This is a genomic window from Nonomuraea sp. NPDC050310, assembly GCF_040655795.1.
Classification (GTDB): domain Bacteria; phylum Actinomycetota; class Actinomycetes; order Streptosporangiales; family Streptosporangiaceae; genus Nonomuraea.
Map to the genome: position 1 here is coordinate 1 of NZ_JBFAKP010000024.1, position 17,270 is coordinate 17,270.

Annotated in this window: 17 protein-coding genes; 7 read left to right on the forward strand and 10 right to left on the reverse strand. The window is 72.8% G+C overall.

Annotation, left to right across the window (positions count from 1 at the left end):
- The first annotated feature begins 3 nt into the window (after window positions 1–3).
- Together AB0I67_RS36090 and AB0I67_RS36095 are read left to right on the forward strand one after the other, a co-directional pair.
- Complete coding sequence (locus tag AB0I67_RS36090; RefSeq protein WP_357933659.1) at window positions 4–1,152, forward strand: glycoside hydrolase family 5 protein; 1,149 nt, start codon at window positions 4–6, stop codon at window positions 1,150–1,152.
- Between the two features lie 119 nt (window positions 1,153–1,271).
- On the forward strand, window positions 1,272–2,759 hold the full coding sequence (locus tag AB0I67_RS36095) for a cobyric acid synthase (RefSeq protein ID WP_357933314.1): 1,488 nt from the start codon (window positions 1,272–1,274) through the stop codon (window positions 2,757–2,759).
- Here AB0I67_RS36095 and AB0I67_RS36100 read toward each other — a convergent pair.
- Window positions 2,749–3,771, reverse strand: a complete 1,023-nt coding sequence (locus tag AB0I67_RS36100; protein WP_357933316.1) for a 1-acyl-sn-glycerol-3-phosphate acyltransferase — start codon at window positions 3,769–3,771, stop codon at window positions 2,749–2,751. The genes AB0I67_RS36095 and AB0I67_RS36100 overlap by 11 nt on opposite strands.
- Before the next feature lie 4 nt (window positions 3,772–3,775).
- Window positions 3,776–4,588 (reverse strand): patatin-like phospholipase family protein, encoded by an 813-nt coding sequence (locus tag AB0I67_RS36105; RefSeq protein ID WP_357933319.1) that lies wholly within the window; start codon window positions 4,586–4,588, stop codon window positions 3,776–3,778.
- Between the two features lie 110 nt (window positions 4,589–4,698).
- Between AB0I67_RS36105 and AB0I67_RS36110 the strand changes: the two genes are divergently transcribed.
- From AB0I67_RS36110 to AB0I67_RS36125, 4 genes are all read left to right on the forward strand, one after another.
- The gene (locus AB0I67_RS36110) at window positions 4,699–5,583 is read left to right on the forward strand and encodes an ABC transporter ATP-binding protein (protein ID WP_357933322.1); all 885 of its coding nucleotides are present in this window, start codon (window positions 4,699–4,701) and stop codon (window positions 5,581–5,583) included.
- Window positions 5,580–6,371, forward strand: a complete 792-nt coding sequence (locus AB0I67_RS36115; protein ID WP_357933325.1) for an ABC transporter permease subunit — start codon at window positions 5,580–5,582, stop codon at window positions 6,369–6,371. Before AB0I67_RS36110 ends, AB0I67_RS36115 begins: the two co-directional genes overlap by 4 nt.
- On the forward strand, window positions 6,372–7,289 hold the full coding sequence (locus AB0I67_RS36120) for a helix-turn-helix domain-containing protein (RefSeq protein WP_357933328.1): 918 nt from the start codon (window positions 6,372–6,374) through the stop codon (window positions 7,287–7,289). It begins immediately after the preceding gene.
- 67 nt (window positions 7,290–7,356) lie between these two features.
- Window positions 7,357–8,994 carry an FAD-dependent oxidoreductase gene (locus AB0I67_RS36125; protein WP_357933330.1) on the forward strand — a complete coding sequence of 546 codons (1,638 nt, stop codon included), beginning with the start codon at window positions 7,357–7,359 and terminating at the stop codon, window positions 8,992–8,994.
- Between the two features lie 42 nt (window positions 8,995–9,036).
- Here AB0I67_RS36125 and AB0I67_RS36130 read toward each other — a convergent pair whose 3' ends face one another.
- The 3 genes from AB0I67_RS36130 to AB0I67_RS36140 all read right to left on the reverse strand — a co-directional run bounded on the left by AB0I67_RS36130 (window position 9,037) and on the right by AB0I67_RS36140 (window position 11,999).
- Window positions 9,037–9,567, reverse strand: a complete 531-nt coding sequence (locus AB0I67_RS36130) for a TetR family transcriptional regulator (protein WP_357933333.1) — start codon at window positions 9,565–9,567, stop codon at window positions 9,037–9,039.
- A gap of 126 nt (window positions 9,568–9,693) precedes the next feature.
- Window positions 9,694–10,527 carry a virginiamycin B lyase gene (locus AB0I67_RS36135; RefSeq protein ID WP_357933335.1) on the reverse strand — a complete coding sequence of 278 codons (834 nt, stop codon included), beginning with the start codon at window positions 10,525–10,527 and terminating at the stop codon, window positions 9,694–9,696.
- Window positions 10,527–11,999, reverse strand: a complete 1,473-nt coding sequence (locus AB0I67_RS36140; RefSeq protein ID WP_357933338.1) for an ABC-F family ATP-binding cassette domain-containing protein — start codon at window positions 11,997–11,999, stop codon at window positions 10,527–10,529. Before AB0I67_RS36140 ends, AB0I67_RS36135 begins: the two co-directional genes overlap by 1 nt.
- A gap of 100 nt (window positions 12,000–12,099) precedes the next feature.
- Here AB0I67_RS36140 and AB0I67_RS36145 point away from each other — a divergent pair, with 100 nt between their 5' ends.
- On the forward strand, window positions 12,100–12,750 hold the full coding sequence (locus AB0I67_RS36145) for a TetR/AcrR family transcriptional regulator (RefSeq protein ID WP_357933341.1): 651 nt from the start codon (window positions 12,100–12,102) through the stop codon (window positions 12,748–12,750).
- On the opposite strand, the gene AB0I67_RS36150 is transcribed toward AB0I67_RS36145, so the two are convergent.
- The 5 genes from AB0I67_RS36150 to AB0I67_RS36170 are packed head-to-tail and all read right to left on the reverse strand — an operon-like array spanning window position 12,686 to window position 17,207.
- Window positions 12,686–13,315, reverse strand: coding sequence for an HAD family phosphatase (locus tag AB0I67_RS36150; RefSeq protein ID WP_357933344.1), 630 nt, complete (start codon window positions 13,313–13,315; stop codon window positions 12,686–12,688). The two genes, AB0I67_RS36145 and AB0I67_RS36150, sit on opposite strands and share 65 nt — an antisense overlap.
- A gap of 34 nt (window positions 13,316–13,349) precedes the next feature.
- Window positions 13,350–14,432 carry an ABC transporter ATP-binding protein gene (locus AB0I67_RS36155; RefSeq protein ID WP_357933347.1) on the reverse strand — a complete coding sequence of 361 codons (1,083 nt, stop codon included), beginning with the start codon at window positions 14,430–14,432 and terminating at the stop codon, window positions 13,350–13,352.
- On the reverse strand, window positions 14,416–15,261 hold the full coding sequence (locus tag AB0I67_RS36160) for an ABC transporter permease subunit (RefSeq protein WP_357933349.1): 846 nt from the start codon (window positions 15,259–15,261) through the stop codon (window positions 14,416–14,418). Before AB0I67_RS36160 ends, AB0I67_RS36155 begins: the two co-directional genes overlap by 17 nt.
- Complete coding sequence (locus AB0I67_RS36165; RefSeq protein WP_357933351.1) at window positions 15,249–16,049, reverse strand: ABC transporter permease subunit; 801 nt, start codon at window positions 16,047–16,049, stop codon at window positions 15,249–15,251. Before AB0I67_RS36165 ends, AB0I67_RS36160 begins: the two co-directional genes overlap by 13 nt.
- A gap of 6 nt (window positions 16,050–16,055) precedes the next feature.
- Entirely contained in the window at window positions 16,056–17,207 is a 1,152-nt protein-coding gene (locus tag AB0I67_RS36170) for an extracellular solute-binding protein (RefSeq protein ID WP_357933354.1), read from the reverse strand.
- Window positions 17,208–17,270 lie beyond the last annotated feature (63 nt).

A 17,270-nucleotide genomic window follows, 5' to 3' on the forward strand; every position in this document is an offset into this window, starting at 1 on the left:
TCGCTGGCCTGGAACGCCTCCACCGACAACGTCGGCGTCACCGGCTACGAGGTCTTCCGCGGCTCCACCCTGGTCGCCACCGTCACCGGGACGACGCACACCGACACCGGCCTGAGCGCGTCCACCGGCTACACCTACACCGTCAGGGCCACCGACGCCGCGGGCAACCGCTCGGCGGCCGGCGGCCCGGTCACCGGCACGACCACCCAGGGCGGGAGCGGCACGCCGGTCGAGGCCAACGGCCAGCTCCGGGTGTGCGGCAACCGGCTGTGCAACGCGAACGGCAAGCAGATCCAGCTCCGGGGCATGAGCACGCACGGCCTGCAGTGGTACCCGCAGTGCGTCACCGACGCCTCGCTCAACGCGCTGGCCGGCGACTGGAAGGCCGACATCGTCCGGCTGTCGATGTACATCCAGGACGGCGGCTACGAGTCCAACCCCCGGCTGTTCACCGACCGGATGCACAGCCTGATCGACAAGGCCACCGCGCGCGGCCTGTACGTGATCGTCGACTGGCACATGCTCAGCCCAGGCGACCCCAACTACAACCTCTCCCGGGCCAAGACCTTCTTCACCGAGATCGCCCAGCGGCACGCGGGCAAGCCCAACATCCTGTACGAGATCGCCAACGAGCCCAGCGGGGTGAGCTGGTCCAGCATCCGGTCCTACGCGCACCAGATCATCCCGGTCATCCGCGCCCAGGACCCCGACGGCATCGTGCTGGTCGGCACCCGCGCCTGGTCCTCCCTCGGCGTCTCCGAGGGGGCCAGCGAGACCGAGGTGGTGAACAGCCCGGTCAACGCCGCCAACATCATGTACACCTTCCACTTCTACGCCGCCTCGCACGGCAGCACGTACCTGTCCACGCTGTCCCGCGCGGCCGACAAGCTGCCGATCTTCGTCACCGAGTTCGGGACGCAGAACTCGGCGGGTGAGGAGGCGAACGACTTCGCCATGTCCCAGCGCTACCTCGACCTGATGGCGCAGAAGAAGATCAGCTGGGTCAACTGGAACTTCTCCGACGACCATCGCTCCGGCGCGGTCTTCAAGACCGGCACCTGCTCGGCCGGCGGCCCCTGGACCGGCACCGGTCCGCTCAAGGAGGCCGGCATCTGGGTCCGCGAGCGGATCCGCACGGCCGACGACTTCTAGCCGGACCACCCCGGCCGGCGGTGCCCGAAACGGCGCCGCCGGCCGATTCCGGCTGCCCAGACCTCCGATGAATCACCCCGCGACGGGCCTCGCTCACCGATCCCGTTACGGTGGGCGGCGTGAAGGGTGCGTTGCTGGTCGCGGGGACCACGTCGGATGCGGGCAAGAGCGTGGTGACGGCGGGCATCTGCCGCTGGCTGGCCCGCCAGGGGGTGCGGGTGGCGCCGTTCAAGGCGCAGAACATGTCGCTCAACTCCTTCGTCACCGCCGACGGCGCCGAGATCGGCCGCGCCCAGGCGATGCAGGCGCAGGCCGCCGGGATCGAGCCGGTGGCCGACATGAACCCCGTCCTGCTCAAGCCGGGCAGCGACCGCCGCAGCCAGGTGGTCCTCATGGGCCGGCCGATCACCGACGTGGACGCCATGGAGTACGGCGAGCTGAAGGACATGCTCCGCGAGGCGGCGCTGGCCTCCCTCGCCCGGCTGCGCGCCGCCTACGACGTGGTGGTCTGCGAGGGCGCGGGCAGCCCGGCGGAGATCAACCTGCGCGCCGGCGACCTGGCGAACATGGGCCTGGCCCGGGCCGCCGACCTGCCGGTGGTGGTGGTCGGCGACATCGACCGGGGCGGCGTCTTCGCCGCCTTCTACGGCACCGTCGCCCTGCTGGAGGCGGCCGACCAGGCGCACATCGCCGGGTTCGTGGTCAACAAGTTCCGCGGCGCGGCCGAGCTCCTCGAACCCGGCCTGGACATGCTGCGCGAGCTCACCGGCCGCGAGGTCTACGGCGTCCTGCCGTGGCTCGACGGGCTGTGGCTGGACGTGGAGGACTCGCTCGCCCTGGAGGGGCGCTCGATCGAGGTCCGCGAGCCGTACCAGGGCAAGGGGGTGCTGCGGGTGGCCGTCGTTCGGCTGCCGCGCATGTCCAACTTCACCGACCTCGACGCGCTCGCCGGGGAGCCCGGCGTGGTGGTGCGCTTCGTGACCAGCCCCGCCGAGCTGGAGGACGCCGACCTGGTCGTGCTGCCCGGCTCGCGGGCGACGGTCTCCGACCTGGCGTGGTTGCGCGCCCGCGGCCTCGACGTCGCGCTCGCCGCGCGGACCGGGCCGGTGCTCGGCATCTGCGGCGGCTTCCAGATGCTCGCCCGCGAGATCGTCGACGAGGTGGAGTCGGGCGCGGGCCGGGTCGAGGGCCTCGGACTGCTGCCGGTCCGCGTCGAGTTCGCCGCCGGCAAGACCCTCGGCCGGCCGCGCGGGGAGTGGCGCGGCACGCCGGTCACCGGCTACGAGATCCACCACGGGGTGGCGAGCGTCGAGGGCGGCGAGCCCTTCCTGGACGGCTGCCGCGTCGGCCCGGTCTTCGGCACCACCTGGCACGGCGCGCTGGAGAACGACGGCTTCCGCCGGGCCTTCCTCGCCGAGGTCGCCGCGCTGGCCGGCCGCGACTTCGTGCCGCACCCCGACGTCAGCTTCGCGGCCCTGCGCGAGGAGCGGCTGGACGCGCTCGGCGACCTGGTCGAGCGGCACCTCGACACCGGCGCGTTGCTCCGGCTGATCGAGCACGGCAGCCCGGAGGTCCCCTTCCTGCCGCCGGGCGCGCTCAGGGCTTGACGCCCACGCGGTGCTCGTCCACCCAGGCGTCGATCAGCTCCCACTGGTCGTAGAGCCAGGCGATGCGCTCCTCCTTCGGCACGTCCGCGGCCGGCACCCGCCACCACTTGGCGGTGATCCGGGCCCGCACCGGCAACTGCCGCCAGACGTCCCCGACGGTGACCAGGTGGTCGAGCCCGGTGTGCGCGACGAAGATGACGTCGGCCTGCGGGCACGCCTCGATCGCCGCGATGGCGCCGCCGGGCCGGGGCGGCAGAAGGTGGTCCATGCCGCGGGCGCGCTCGGCCTCGGCGGCCAGGCCCTTCTCCTCCAGCCGGCGGATCGCCAGCCGGCGCCGGCGCGGGGTGAAGTTGCCGCCCTCGGGGAAGATCACCAGCGCGTCGTCGTCGTCCATGGAGGCCGCGAGCCGCCTGATCTCCTGGAGCACGCCGCTCTCGGTGATCTTGCGGGGGACGAAGGCGTTGGGCAGCCGGTTGATGATCACGTCGAGCGACGGGTCGAACTGCAGGGCCGCCTTCATCACGATCCTCGGCTGCCTGCCGTACCGGGCGAGCAGGTGGTGGACCAGCAGGAACGAGTCGCCGGGACCGGCGTGCCGGGCCAGGACGATGATCGGCCGGCTGAGCCGGGCGGCCTGCTCGGCGGAGGTCAGCGGGGGCTCCTCGACCTCGACGCTGAGCTGGAAGATCCGGACCGCGGCGGCGTACACCCGGCCCAGGAACCACCGGATGAGCGCGTAGTGCCGCTCCCGGTAGGAGTCGCGCTGGAGCCGGCCGCCGAAGCCGGCGGCCACCCACAGCCCGAGACAGGCCAGCAACATCCCCGACTCCAGCACCAGCCACGAGACGCCGAACCACAGGAAGCGGGTCCCGCGGCGCTGCGGCGGCGGCAGGCGCATCGAGGCGGCGGTGATCACCAGCAGCCAGATCGGCAGCGTGACCACCAGCGCCACCGTCAGGACCAGCACCAGTGGAGCGAGGATCAGACGCCGCAGGATCCGAGGGGGGAGCACCCCTTCATACTGCGCTCGTCCGGAGGTATCGGGAAGAAGCCTCATACGCCCGCTCGATGGAGGTGCTGATCCGCGACAGGTCGCGGTATCGGAACGGCGAGGCCGGCCCGGGCGCGCCGGTCGGCAGCACGTGCACCTCGACCTCCGGCGGGAGCAGCGCCATCTCCTCGGCGAAGCGGTGCCGGCGGGCGATCTCGAAGGCGACCAGCCCGACCTCCCACGGCCGCCGCGGCGCCTTCAGCGGATGCTCGATCCGCCCCACGTGCAGGACGAAGACCCGCTTGGCGCCCAGCTGCACCGCCCGGCCGACCGGGATGCTGTGCACCAGCCCGCCGTCCAGGTAGTGCTGGCCGTCGATCGGCACCGGCGGCAGCAGCCCCGGCACCGCGCAGGAGGCCAGCACCGCGTCCACCAGCGGCCCCGAACCGAACCACCGCGCGCTGGCCTGCTCGATCGAGGCCGCCACGCACTCGAAGCGCACCGGCAGGTCCTCGATCAGCTCGTACGGCACAGCGGCCCGCAGCACCTTCCGCAACGGCCCCACCGGATGCAGATGCGTCCCGGTGCGCGCCAGCGTCGACAACCGGGTCAGCAGGTTCCCCGCGAAGGCCGACCGCACCACGTCCGACAACCACAACTCGGTCAGCCGCGCCGCCGCCTGCGACCCGGCGGCGGCCACCACGGCCCCGTTGATCGCCCCGATCGAGGTGCCCACGACCAGGTCGGGCCGGACGCCCGCCTCGTCGAGCGCCCGCAGCATGCCCACCTCGCGCGCGCCGAGCACGCCGCCGCCACCCAGCACGAAAGCCGTCTCCACCGCACCATGATGCCTCGCCCCGCGGTTGCCTCGTTCCGGAAAGGAAGCGCCTGCCGTACTGCCGGATCCGGCCGATGACGCGGCGGCGGCGGAGGCGGACCATGGCTGGCATGACAGCAGTGGTGCAGGCCGAGGGCCTGACCAAGTACTACGGACGGCGGCGCGGGCTCGAGGACCTGACGCTGGAGATCCAGCCGGGGGAGATCTTCGGCTACCTGGGTCCCAACGGCGCGGGCAAGACCACCACGCTCCGGCTGCTCCTGGACGTGATCCGGCCGACCCGCGGCTCGGTGCGGGTCCTGGGGGAGCGCTCGCGCGACCCGGCGGTGCGCGGCCGCATCGGCTACCTGCCCGGTGAGCTGGCCCTGGAAGGGCGGGAGAAGGCCCGTGACTACCTGCGCTTCCTGGCGCGCATCCGCGGCGGGGTGCCGGTCGCGCGGATCGACGCACTGGCCGAACGGCTGGACGCCGACCTGGGCGTGCCGATGCGCAAGCTGTCCAAGGGCAACAAGCAGAAGGTCGGGCTGATCCAGGCGTTCATGCACGAGCCGGAGTTCCTGATCCTGGACGAGCCGACCGGCGGGCTCGACCCGCTGGTGCAGCAGGAGTTCCTGGCCATGGTGCGGGAGGTGCGCGCCTCCGGCCGGACGGTGCTGATGTCCTCGCACGTCCTGGCCGAGGTGGAGAGCGTCGCCGACCGGGTGGGCATCGTGCGCGACGGGCGGCTCGTGGCGGTGGAGAACATCGCGGCGCTGCGTGAGAAGGCGGTGCGCCGGGTCGAGCTGCACTTCGACGCGCCGGTGCCGGCCGAGGCCTTCCGCGACCTGCCGGGCGTGCGCGACCTGCGCGTCGACGGCGCGGCGCTGAGCTGCACCATCGACGGCCGGCCGGACGCGCTGGTCAAGGCGGCGGCGAGGTTCACCGTGGTGCACCTGGTGAGCGCCGAGCCCGACCTGGAAGAGATCTTCCTGACCTACTACAGCGAGGAATCATGATCACCAGGACGTTGCGCGAGTACCGGCGCGGGCTGCTCGGGTGGAGCACCGGGATCAGCCTGTTCATGGCGATGTACATCGGCATCTTCGCCAGCCTGCGCGACGACCCCGCCACGCTCAGCGCCCAGGCGATGGCCAAGTACCCCGGCCCGCTCAAGGACCTCATGGGCGGCATGCAGGACATCGGCACCGGCACCGGCTACCTGCAGACCGTGGTCTACCAGCTCATCGTGCCGCTGGTCTTCCTGGTCTACGCCGTCGGGCTGGCCAACCGGGCGCTGGCCCAGCCGGAGGAGGCCAGGACGCTGGAACTGGTGATCACCCTGCCGATCGACCGGCGGCGGCTGCTGCTGGAGCGGTGGGCCGGGACGGCGCTCACGCTGGTGGCGCTGGCGGTGGCGACCGGGGCGGTGGTGCTGCTGGTCGCGCAGAGCATCGACCTGGGCGTGCCGGCCGGCCGCATCCTGGCCGCGCACACCGGCGTGCTGCTGATGACGCTGTGCTGGGCCACGCTGGCGCTGAGCGTGGGCGCGGCGACCGGACGGGCGATCTACGGCACCGCCGCCGTCGGCGTCTGGGCGCTGGCCGGGTACACCGCGACGACCGTCGGGCGCGGCATCGAGGCGATCTCCTGGCTGAAGTGGGTCTCGCCGTTCCACTATTACGGCGAGGCGCGCCCGCTCTACACCGGTCTGCCGGTGGGTGACTACCTTGTCCTGGTGGCCGTGGTCGCGGTCCTGCTGCTGACCGCCGTGCTCGCCTTCGATCGGCGTGACGTGGGAGTGTGAGTGGACCACCGGGCTGCGGGACGGCAGGCGGCCGAACAGGGGGTGCCCCTGCGCGAACTGGTCGGCGCGGCGCTCGCGGACGAGGCGCTGCGCCGTAAGGTCCTCGCGCTGATCGACGGGTACGAGGCCGCCCAGCTCGACGCGCTGCGCAAGGAGCACCAGGCGCGTCACGAGTTCGTGGACGACCTGCTGCAGGGGCGGTCGGAGCGGCTGGCCGAGCGGGCCGAGCACTTCGGGTTGCGGCTGGCCGAGTCCTACGTGGTGACCGTCGCCCGCCCTCGGGTCAAGGCCCGCGCGGAGTCCGGGGGCCGGCCGCTGGGCGGGTGGCAGCGGGCCATCGAGGAGGCCATGACCACCCGGTTCGGCTCCCACAACGTCCTGGTCGCCGTGCGGGACGGCCTGCTGGCCTGCGTCGCCCCCGCCTCGCTCCCGGCGGCGGTCGGCGAGTTCACCCACCACGTGCGGTCCCGTTTCGAGGAGGGCTGGCGGGTCGGCGTCGGCCGCCCGCACCGCGGCCCCGGCGGGGTGGTGACCTCCTTCCGCGAGGCGGCCAACGCCCTCGACCTGGCCGACCGGCTGGGCCTGGGCCGCCAGGTGGTCAAGGCGGCCGACCTGCTCGTCTTCCCGGTGCTGCTGCGCGACCGGGAGGCGATCGAGGACCTCATCACCAGCGTGCTGAGCCCGCTGCTGACCGCCAGGGGCGGCGCGACGCCGCTGCTGGAGACCCTGGAGGCGGTCTTCGCGGCGCAGGGCAACCAGGCCGCCGCCGCCCGGCGGCTCGGCATCAGCACCCGTGCGGTCACCTACCGGCTGGAGCGCATCCGGCGGCTGACCGGCTTCGCCCCCGACGACCCCACCCAGCGCTTCACCCTGGAGACCGCCGTGCTCGGCGCGCGGCTGCTCGACTGGCCGGGATGACGTATCGTGGCATCGAGACACGCATGTCTCATAGCGAGATACGAATGACTCGGAAGGGGTGGGCGTCATGCGCTGGGATCACAGCTATGACGTAGTGGTGGTCGGCTCCGGCGCGGCCGGGCTCGCGACCGCGCTGACCGCGCAGTTGCACGGCCTGAGCGCGGTGGTCGTGGAGAAGACCGGCAAGTACGGCGGCTCCAGCGCGCTGTCCGGCGGCGCCATCTGGGTGCCGGGCAACCTCTACCTCGACGGCACCGAGCTGCGCGACACCAGGGAGGAGGCCCGCACCTATCTGAAGTCCACCGTCGGCGAGCGCGTCCCTGAGGAGCGCCGCGAGGCCTACCTCGACCGCGGCCCCGAGATGGTGCGCTTCCTGCACGAGCGCACCCGGCACGTGCGTTTCGAGTACACCCCCGGCTACGCCGACTACTTCCCCGAACTGCCCGGCGGCAAGGCCCTCGGCCGCAGCGTCGAGCCCGCCCTGTTCGACCTGCGCCAGCTCGGCGCGCTCCGCAGGATCATGCGCCGGGCCGAGCTGCCCACCTACGGCATGGTGATGAACAGCCGGGAGTTTCACAAGGTCAATATGATCACCCGCACCTGGCGAGGCCGGCGCATGGCGCTCAAGATCGGGCTGCGCGCGGTCGCCTCCCTGGTCACCGGCGCCCGCTGGGCGGCGCTCGGCGAGGCGCTGGTCGGGCGGCTCTCGCTCAGCCTGGCCGAGGCCGGCGGCCGGATCTGGGTGAACACCCCGTTCGAGGACCTGGTCGTCGAGGACGGCCGGGTCACCGGCATCCGCGCCGGCGGCAAGACCATCCAGGCGAAGGGCGGCGTCGTCCTGGCCGCCGGCGGCTTCTCGCACAGCCAGGAGCTGCGCGAGCGCTACCTGCCGCAGCCCACCGACGCGCGCTGGAGCTCCGCCTCCGAAGGACAGACCGGCGACGTGCTCGGGGCCGCGCTCCGCGCCGGGGCGGCGCTCGACCTCATGGACCGCGTGTGGGGCATGCCCGCGGCGGTGCCGCCGGGGGAGAAGCCGGTCTTTCTCGTCACCGACCGGGCCGTGCCCGGCATGATCGTCGTCGATCCGCGCGGCGAGCGGTTCGTCAACGAGGCCGCGCCGTACCACCAGTTCGTGGACACCATGTACGCCAAGGACGCGGTGCACTCCTGGATGGTCATCGACTCGCGGACCAAGAACCGCTACATCATGCTCAACCACTTCCCCGGGCAGCCGTTCAAGGCGGCCTGGCTCAAGTCGGGGTTCGTCAAGAAGGCCGGGACGGTCGAGGAGCTGGCCCGGCGGATGGGCGTGGAGCCGGCCAAGCTGGCGGCGACGGTCGAGCGCTTCAACGGCCTCGCCCGGCTCGGGCGGGACGAGGACTTCGGGCGGGGGGACAGCGCCTACGACCGCTACTACGGTGACCCGACGCTGCCCGCGCCCAACCTCGCGCCGCTGGACAAGGGGCCGTTCTACGCGATCCCGCTGGTTCCCGGGGACATCGGCACCAAGGGCGGCGTGCTCACCGACGTGCGGGCCAGGGTGCTCCGGGAGGACGGCACGGCCATCGAGGGGCTGTACGCGGCGGGGAACGTGTCGGCGGCGGTGATGGGGGAGACCTACCCCGGGCCCGGGGCCACCCTCGGACCGGCGATGACCTTCGGCTACGTCGCCGCCACCGACATCCACACCCACCTCAACCCCTGACCCAGCCTCTCCTGAGGGCTCGCTGCCCGGACGCCCGGTGGCCTAGCGCGGGGTGGCGGCGCCTTCCAGGAAGAGCCGGACGATCGCGTCGGTGGCGTCCTCGACCCCGAGCTGCGCCAGCGGCGCGACGCTCAGCGCGCCCAGCACGAGCGAGCCGTGCAGGGCGGCGAGCTGGTCGTACGGCAGGTCGGTGCGCAGCACGCCCTCGGCCTGCCCCCGCCCGGCCAGGGCCCGCAACCGCTCGCCGACCTCTTCCTCCTCCGGCCACAACCGGGCCCGGTGCGTGCTGACCACCCAGAACTCCCGGCCCACGGTCAGCAGCGCCCGCGTCATCCTGGCCAGCCCCTCGGCCACCGGCACGGCGTCGATGTTGGCCGCGTCCAGCACCCGGACCGACTCCTCGGCGGCGAACCGCCCCAGCTCCAGCAGCAGTTCCTCGCGGTTGGCGAAGTGCCGGTAGAGGGTGGCGCGGCCGACCCCGGCGGCGGCGGCGATGTCGGCCATCCCGGCCCGCTCGTGCGTGCGGAGCGCGGCGGCGGCCGCCCGCAGGATCGCCTCCCGGGTCCGTGACATGCGGCCATCCTAATGATCAGACCCCCGCCCCCCGACCCAGCCGCGCAGCGCGGTCGGGGGCGGAGGTGCCGTCCCGGCACGAGGCGGTGCCGGGGCAGCGCACCAGCGTGCCCAGCGCTCAGGGGGTCACGGGGTGAAGCTGGTCAGGGTCCCGGACTCCATGGCCACCCAGATCCGCCCGTCCGCCCCCACGGCAAGCCCATGCGGCTCGGCCCCGTCGAGCTCGAACTCCGTGATCTCCCCCTCAAGAGTGATCCGCCCCAGCCGGCCGGCCCCCCACTCGGTGAACCACAACGCCCCGTCCGGCCCGGTGATGATCGCGTGCGGCCGGGCCGAGCGGTCGGGCAGGGGATGCTCCACGATCCCCCCGTCCGGCGTGATCCGCCCGACCTGCCCGGCCCCGATCTCCACGAACCACACCGCCCCGTCCGGCCCGGCGGTGAGACCCACCGGCATGGCCCCCTCGGTCGGCAGCGGAAACACCGTCACCTCACCCGCGGTCGTCACCCGCCCGATCGCGTTGCCCTGGTTCAGCGTCACCCACAGCGCCCCGTCGGCCCCCGCGGTGATCGCCGAGGGCATGCCCGGCATCTCGACGGAGGTCACCGTCCCGTCCGGCCCGATCCGGGCCACCCGGTCGGCCTGCACCTGGGTGACCCACAACGCCCCGTCCGGCCCGTGGGCCATCCCGTACGGCGAAGCCAGCTCCACGGAGCTCACGTGCCCCTCGCGGGTGATCCGCGAGAGCCGTCCCCCGGCGAACTCGGTGACCCACACCGCCCCGTCCGACGCTTCGGCGAGCACCGTAGGCTGCCCGTCGGCCGGGTCGAGCTGGAAGACCTCCACCTCGCCGCCGCCCGACACGCGCCCGACGCGTCCCTCCTGGGCCATGCTGAACCACATCGTGCCGTCCGACGCCGTCATGACGCCGTACGGTGAACCGTCAACCTTGATCGTCATCAGACGCTCACCCGCTTCCCCTCGAACCTGGCGCGCAGCGCCCGGTCGTGGGTCACCACGACCAGCGCGCCCTCGTACTCCCGCAACGCCGCCTCGAGCTCCTCGACCAGCACCGGCGACAGATGGTTGGTCGGCTCGTCCAGCAGCAGCAGGTCGTGCTCCCCGGCCAGCACCTTGGCCAGCGCGAGCCGCCGCCGCTGCCCTTCGGACAGCGCGCCCACCTTGACGTCGAGCAGGTCGCCGGGCAGCAGCCCGGTGGCCTCCAGCGCCGAGCGCGGCCCGCCGTAGGCCTGCGCGACCGTCTGGCCGGGGTCGAAGGCGACCTCCTGCCGCAGGTAGCCGACGCGGCCCCGGGCCTGTTCGTGGATGCGTTCCAGCAGCGTGGTCTTGCCCGAGCCGTTCGGGCCCTGGATCAGCAGCCGCTCGCCCGGTCCCACGCTGATCCCGGCCGTCACGCCAGGCCCGTCGCCATCGGGGCCGGTCAGGTCGAAGGCCCGGGTGCGTCCGTGCCCGGCGAAACGGCCGCGGAAGCGCAGCGGCTCCGGCGGTCGCGGGACCGGGTCCTCCTCCAGGCGCCGCAGCCGCTCGTGCGCCTGCCGTACCCGGGAGGCGACGGAGCTCTGCACCCGCCCGGCGTTGCGGTCGTAGGCCATCTTGTTGCCGTCCTTCATCGCCCGGCCCGCCGCGACCCGGCGGGCGGTGGTGGCGGCGAAGTCGCGCACCTGGCGGACCTCCTCCTGCCAGGCGGCGTAGGCCTGCTCCCAGCGCTGCCGCGCGGCGGCCTTCTCGGCCAGGAAGGCGGTGTAGCCGCCGCCGAACCGGGTCACCCCGCCGTGCTCGACCTCGATGATCGAGGTGGCCACCCGCTCCAGGAAGGTGCGGTCGTGCGAGACGACCACGACCGTGCCGGGGTGGGCGCGGAGCCGGTCCTCCAGCCAGGTCAGCGCCGCCTCGTCGAGGTGGTTGGTCGGCTCGTCCAGCAGCAGCACCTCGGGCGAGGCGGCCAGCAGGCAGGCCAGGCCGAGCCGGGCCTGCTCGCCGCCGGACAGGCTGGTCAGGGGACGGTCGCGGCCGATCCCGGCCAGGCCGAGACCGTGCATCGAGCGCTCCACCCGCAGGTCGGCCTCGTAGCCGTCGCGGGCCTCGAAGGCGGTCAGCAGCTCGCCGTAGGCGACGAGGTCCTGGGCCTCGGCGGCCCGCTGCAGCGCGGCCTCGAGCTCGCGCAGCTCGGCCAACGCCAGGTCGATCGCCTCGCCGACGGTGCCGCCGGCCAGGGTCTGCGCCAGGTGCCCGGCGCCGCCCGCGGCGCTCACCGTGACCTCGCCGTCGTCGGGCCGTTCCACGCCCGCCAGGATCCGCAGCAGCGTGGACTTGCCCGAGCCGTTCTCCCCGACGATCCCGGCGTGCTCGCCGGGCCGGATGGAGAGGGTCACGTGGTCGAGGACGACCCGCTCGCCGTACGTCTTGGACACGCCGTGAAGGCTGAGCTGAGTGGACAGGATGGACCTCCAAAGACAACTTGTGTAGCTTTAAGTTAGCCGACTGTCCCGCTAAATGCAACTGGAGTTGTCTTTGAAACGTCCCGGTGGGCGCAGCGCCCGCGTTCGCGACGCCGTACGGCAGGCCACGCTGGCCGAGCTGGCCCTGCACGGCTTCCAGGGCCTGACAGTCGAGAACGTCGCCCAGCGCTCCGGCGTGCACAAGACCACCGTCTACCGGCGCTGGGGCAGCGCGGAGGGGCTCGTCGCCGACGCGCTCGACCTGGCGGGGGAGGAGCCCTGGCCGGTGCCGGACACCGGCACGCTCGCCGGCGACCTGCGCGAGCTGGCGGACATGGTCCGCACGGGCGTCCAGGACGACTCGCTGGTGCACTCCTTCGTCGCCGCCGCCTTCCAGAACGGCGCGGCGGCCGAGGCGCTGCACCGCTTCTACCAGGCGCGGCACGAGCAGTCCGCCGAGGTCGTGCGCCGCGCGGTGGACCGGGGCGAGCTGGGGGCGGAGGTGGACGCCGAGGAGCTCGTCCGGCTGGCCATCGGGCCGCTGTTCTACCGGATCTTCATCTCCCGCGAGCCGATCACCGAACGGGAGGCCGAGCGGGTCGCCGACGCGGCCCTCGCCGCCGCCCGCGCCGGGATCCTCGACCGCGCCCCGGCGGAGGTCAGGACCGAGCCGGCCGGTCCAGGGAGTGAAGCTGGGCCAGCGTCGGCATTCGGGGCACGGTGAGCACCCGGCAGCCGGCCGCCCTCGCCGCGGCGATGCCGGTGGGGCTGTCCTCGATGGCCACGCAGCGGGCCGGCTCGACGCCCAGCCGGGAGATGGCCTCCAGGTAGGGGTCGGGGTACGGCTTGCCGCGCGGGGTCTCACCGTCGGCGACGACCGTGCGGAAGGGGTGCGGGAGCTGCTTCAGGACGAGGTCGACGATGCGCCGCGGCGAGGCGCTGACCAGGGCGGTCGGCACCTCGCCGGCGGCCAGCTCGCCGAGCAGGCCGAGCGCCCCGTCCACGAAGCGCACGCCGGCGGCGATCCGCGCGGCGAACTCCTCGGTGAGCCGCTCGGAGACCGCCGCCATGTCTGGAGCGCGGCCGTCCGGGGCGCGGTCGGCCGAGGTGGCGCGGGAGAGCAGGTGGGCGGCGGTGTCGGCCACGGTCCGGCCGTGGACCGAGTCGGCGTCGTCGCCGGTGAGCCGCACCCCCAGACCGCGGGCGACCGAGGAGGCCGCCTCCCACCACAACCCCTCGGTGTCCACCAGCGTGCCGTCCATGTCGAACAACACCGCGTCAAAAGGCACAGCGTCAAAAGGCACAGCGTCAGACCCCGCTGCGTCAGACGACACTGGCCGGGTCCTCGGCGGGGCTGACCGGCACCGGGGTCTCGGCCCGGCGGGCGGAGACCAGGACCGGGCGCTCGACCAGCCGCACCGACACCCGGGTGCCGGGCGCGAGCCGTACCGCCTCGTGGCCGGGGACGTCGGCGAGCACCTCGCCGCCCTCCAGCGCGACCCGCAGCCGCACCGAGGCCCCGCGGAAGGACGCGGCGACGATCTCGGCGCGGCCGTCCTCGGCCGGGCTGACCTGCACGGCCTCCGGCCGCACCAGCACGTCCACCTCCGCGCCGGGCGCGGTCCCGTCCAGCGGCAGGAGCTGGCCGAGCACGGTGACCCGGTCGCCGGAGACGCGGCCGGGCAGATGGTTCATGGTCCCGACGAACTCGGCGACGAACGGCGTGGCCGGGCGGTCGTAGACCTCGGCGGGCGCGCCGCACTGCTCCAGGCGGCCGTCGCGCAGCACCGCGACCCGGTCGGCGACCGACAGGGCCTCCTCCTGGTCGTGCGTGACGAAGATGGTGGTGATGCCCAGGTCGAGCTGGAGCCGGCGGATCTCCTCGCGCAGCCCCACCCGGACCTTCGCGTCCAGCGCCGACAGCGGCTCGTCCAGGAGCAGCACGCGCGGCTCCAGCGCCAGCGCGCGGGCCAGGGCGACGCGCTGCTGCTGGCCGCCGGAGAGCTGGTGCGGGAACCGGTCGGCGTGGGTGGCCAGGCCGACCAGCTCCAGCAGTTCCTGGGCCTTGGCCCGGCGCACGGCCGCGGCGACCTTGCGCACCCGCAGGCCGAAGGCGACGTTGTCCAGCGCGCTCAGGTTGGGGAAGAGCGAGTAGGCCTGGAAGACCATGCCCGCGTCGCGCTTGTTGGCCGGGACGCCGGTGATGTCCTTGCCGTCGAGCAGCACCGCGCCGGAGTCGGGCCGCTCGAACCCGGCCACGCAGCGCAGCGCGGTCGTCTTGCCGCAGCCCGACGGGCCGAGCAACGCGACCAGCTCGCCCGGCTCGACGGTCAGGTCGAAGCCGTCGAGCGCGACGGTCTTCCCGAAGGTACGGCGAAGCGCACGGAACTCAAGCCTGGCGGCCACGGTTGGTCCCCCTTGAGACGAGAAGCAGCAGCAGCCAGGTGAGCAGCAGGCTGAGCACGGAGACGGCGACGGAGAGCTGGCCCTTGGACCCGGAGATCGACACGATCCACACCGCGAACGGCCGGTAGCCCATGATGCTCGCCATGGTGTACTCGCCCAGCACCAGCGCCAGCGACAGGAAGGCGGCACTGGCCAGCGCCGAGCGCAGGTTGGGGATGATCACCCGGAACATCACGTGCGGCCAGGAGGCGCCCAGGTTGCGCGCGGCCTCGACCATCGTGCGCAGGTCCATGGTCCGGAGCCCCGCGTCGAGCGAGCGGTAGACGAAGGGCAGCACGAGGATGACGTAGGCGAAGACCAGCACGGCCGGGAAGGTCGTGCTGCGCATCGCGGTCAGCGTGGCCCAGAACGGCGTGGGCGCGACCAGGTCCTGGGCCAGCGCCACGGAGCGGCTGTAGCCGGCCACGAAGGCGATGGGCGGGATGACCAGCGGCAGCGTGCAGATGATCTCCAGCACGGGACGCAGCCTGGGCGCGGCCAGCCGTACCGTGATCATGGCGGGCAGCATGAGCAGCAGGACCAGCGCGATGGTGGCGGCGGCCAGCCCGAGCGAGAGCAGGAGGCTGCTCCAGAAGCCCTCGGCGCTCCACAGCTCGGCGTAGGGCGCCAGCGAGAAGCCGGTGACCCGGTTGTAGGCGGTGAACCAGAAGGCGGCGCCGAGCGGCACCAGGAAGTACAGGCCGGCCAGCGCCAGGACGACGCCGCGCCACAGGCGGGGCATCTCGCCGCGGGCGGCGATCGGCTCGGCGGTGGTGGCTACTGCAACCACTTGGTGCTCCTTCGCTGCAGCGGCAGGTAGACCGCCATGACCAGGGCGGCGACCAGGACCATGTCCAGGCTCAGCGCCAGCCCCACGTTCTCGAAGCCGGTCTGCACGTCGCCGGAGAGCGCGGCGGCGATCTTGAGCGTGATCAGCGGCAGCACGGTGCCCGCGCCCATCGCGGCGGCGGTGGCGTAGGCGGCGAAGGCCGAGCCGAACAGCAGCACCACCCCGCCGAGCAGGCCGGGGGCCAGGACCGGCAGGCCGACGTAGCGCCAGTAGTGCCAGGCGGTGGCGCCGTTGTTCAGCGCCGCCTCCCGCCACTGCGGCTTGAGCCCGTCCAGTGCGGGCGCGATGACCAGCACCATGAGCGGCACGGAGAAGTACAGGTAGACCAGCGCCAGTCCCCAGAAGCTGTACAACGCGCCGGACGGCAGCCCGAGCAGGCCGCTGACCAGCCCGGAGTTGCCCAGCGTGGCCACCCAGAAGAAGGCCAGCGGCACGCCGCCGAAGTTGGCCAGCACGCCGGAGGCGGTCAGCACGCCCTCCCGCAGCGGCTTCCAGGGGGAGGTGACGATGGCCTGGGCCAGCACGGTGCCGAGCACCGCGCCCAGCACGGCCACGACGGCGGACAACTTCACGCTGTTGAGCAGGGCGAGCAGATAGCCGCCCTGCATGGTCAGCGCGAGCGTCTCCGTGCCGCGGTCGAAGGCCCCCGTCACCATGACGACGGCGGGGGCTCCGAAGGCGAGCGCGGTGAACAGCAGGAGCGGCCAGGCGCCCAGCGACCTCTTCAAGACCGATCAGCCCGCGACGGCCGCGTCCCAGGTCTTGGCCAGGGCTTCCTTGGCCTTGGTCACCTGGTCCTCGGTCGGGAACTTGGTCTCGCCCTCGACCGGCGGCAGCTTGTCGGCCAGCGCCTTGTCGATGGTGCCGTCGGCGGTCATGGAGGGCATCAGCACCGGGCGGGCGCCGCCCTTGAGCCACAGGTTCTGGCCCTCGGTGCTGTAGAGGAACTCCATCCACAGCCGCGCGGCGGCCGGGTGCGGGGCGTCCTTGTTGATGGCCTGCGCGTAGTAGGAGGCGTAGATGCCGTCGGTGGGGACCGAGACCTGGAAGTCGATGCCCTTGGGCATGAACTGCTCGCGGTAGCCGGCGTTCAGGTAGTCCCAGTCGATGCTGATCGGCGTCTCGCCGTTCTCGACGGTGGCCGGGGTGGACTCGACCGGGTTGTAGTTGCCGACGCTCTTCAGCTTCTTGAAGAACTCGACGCCCGGGGCGATGTCGTCGAAGGTGCCGCCGTTGGCCAGCGAGGCCGCGTAGACGCCGCCGAAGGCCGAGCCCGACTTGTTCGGGTTGCCGTTCAGTGCGACCTTGCCCTTGTACTCGGGCTTGAGCAGGTCGGCGAAGGTCTGCGGGCAGGTGCCGATCTTCTTGGCGTCGCAGCCGATCGAGACGTAGCCGCCGTAGTCGTTGACCCACAGGCCGTTCGGGTCCTTCTGGCCTTCGGGGATCTTGTCGAAGGACTGCACCTTGTAGGGCGCGTAGAGGCCCTCCTTGGCGCCGCTGAAGGCGAAGGCCTGGCCGACGTCGAGCACGTCGGGGGCGCTGGGCTGGCCCTTGCGGTCCTTGACCGCCTTGATCTCGTCGGCGCTGGAGGCGTCCGGGTTCTCGCTCTCGATCTTGATGCCGTACTTGGCCTCGAAGGTCTTGATGATCTCGCCGTAGTTCGCCCAGTCGGGCGGGAGCGCGATCACGTGCAGCGCCCCCTCCTTCTTGGCCGCCTCGACGAGCTTGTCGAGACCGCCGAAGTCGGCGGCCGAGGTGGCGGTCCGGGCGTCCACGCCGCCGGCGGCGGAGGACGAGGGCTGGGTCTGGGTGGAAGGTGCGGCACCGCAAGCCGCGGTGACCAGGGTCAGGGCTGCCAATACGCCGGCCGCGCGGGGTGCGGACACGTCGCCTCCACTCTCCGGGGATCTGGATCGAAACTAGGGGAACTTGTACAAACAAGCCAGACC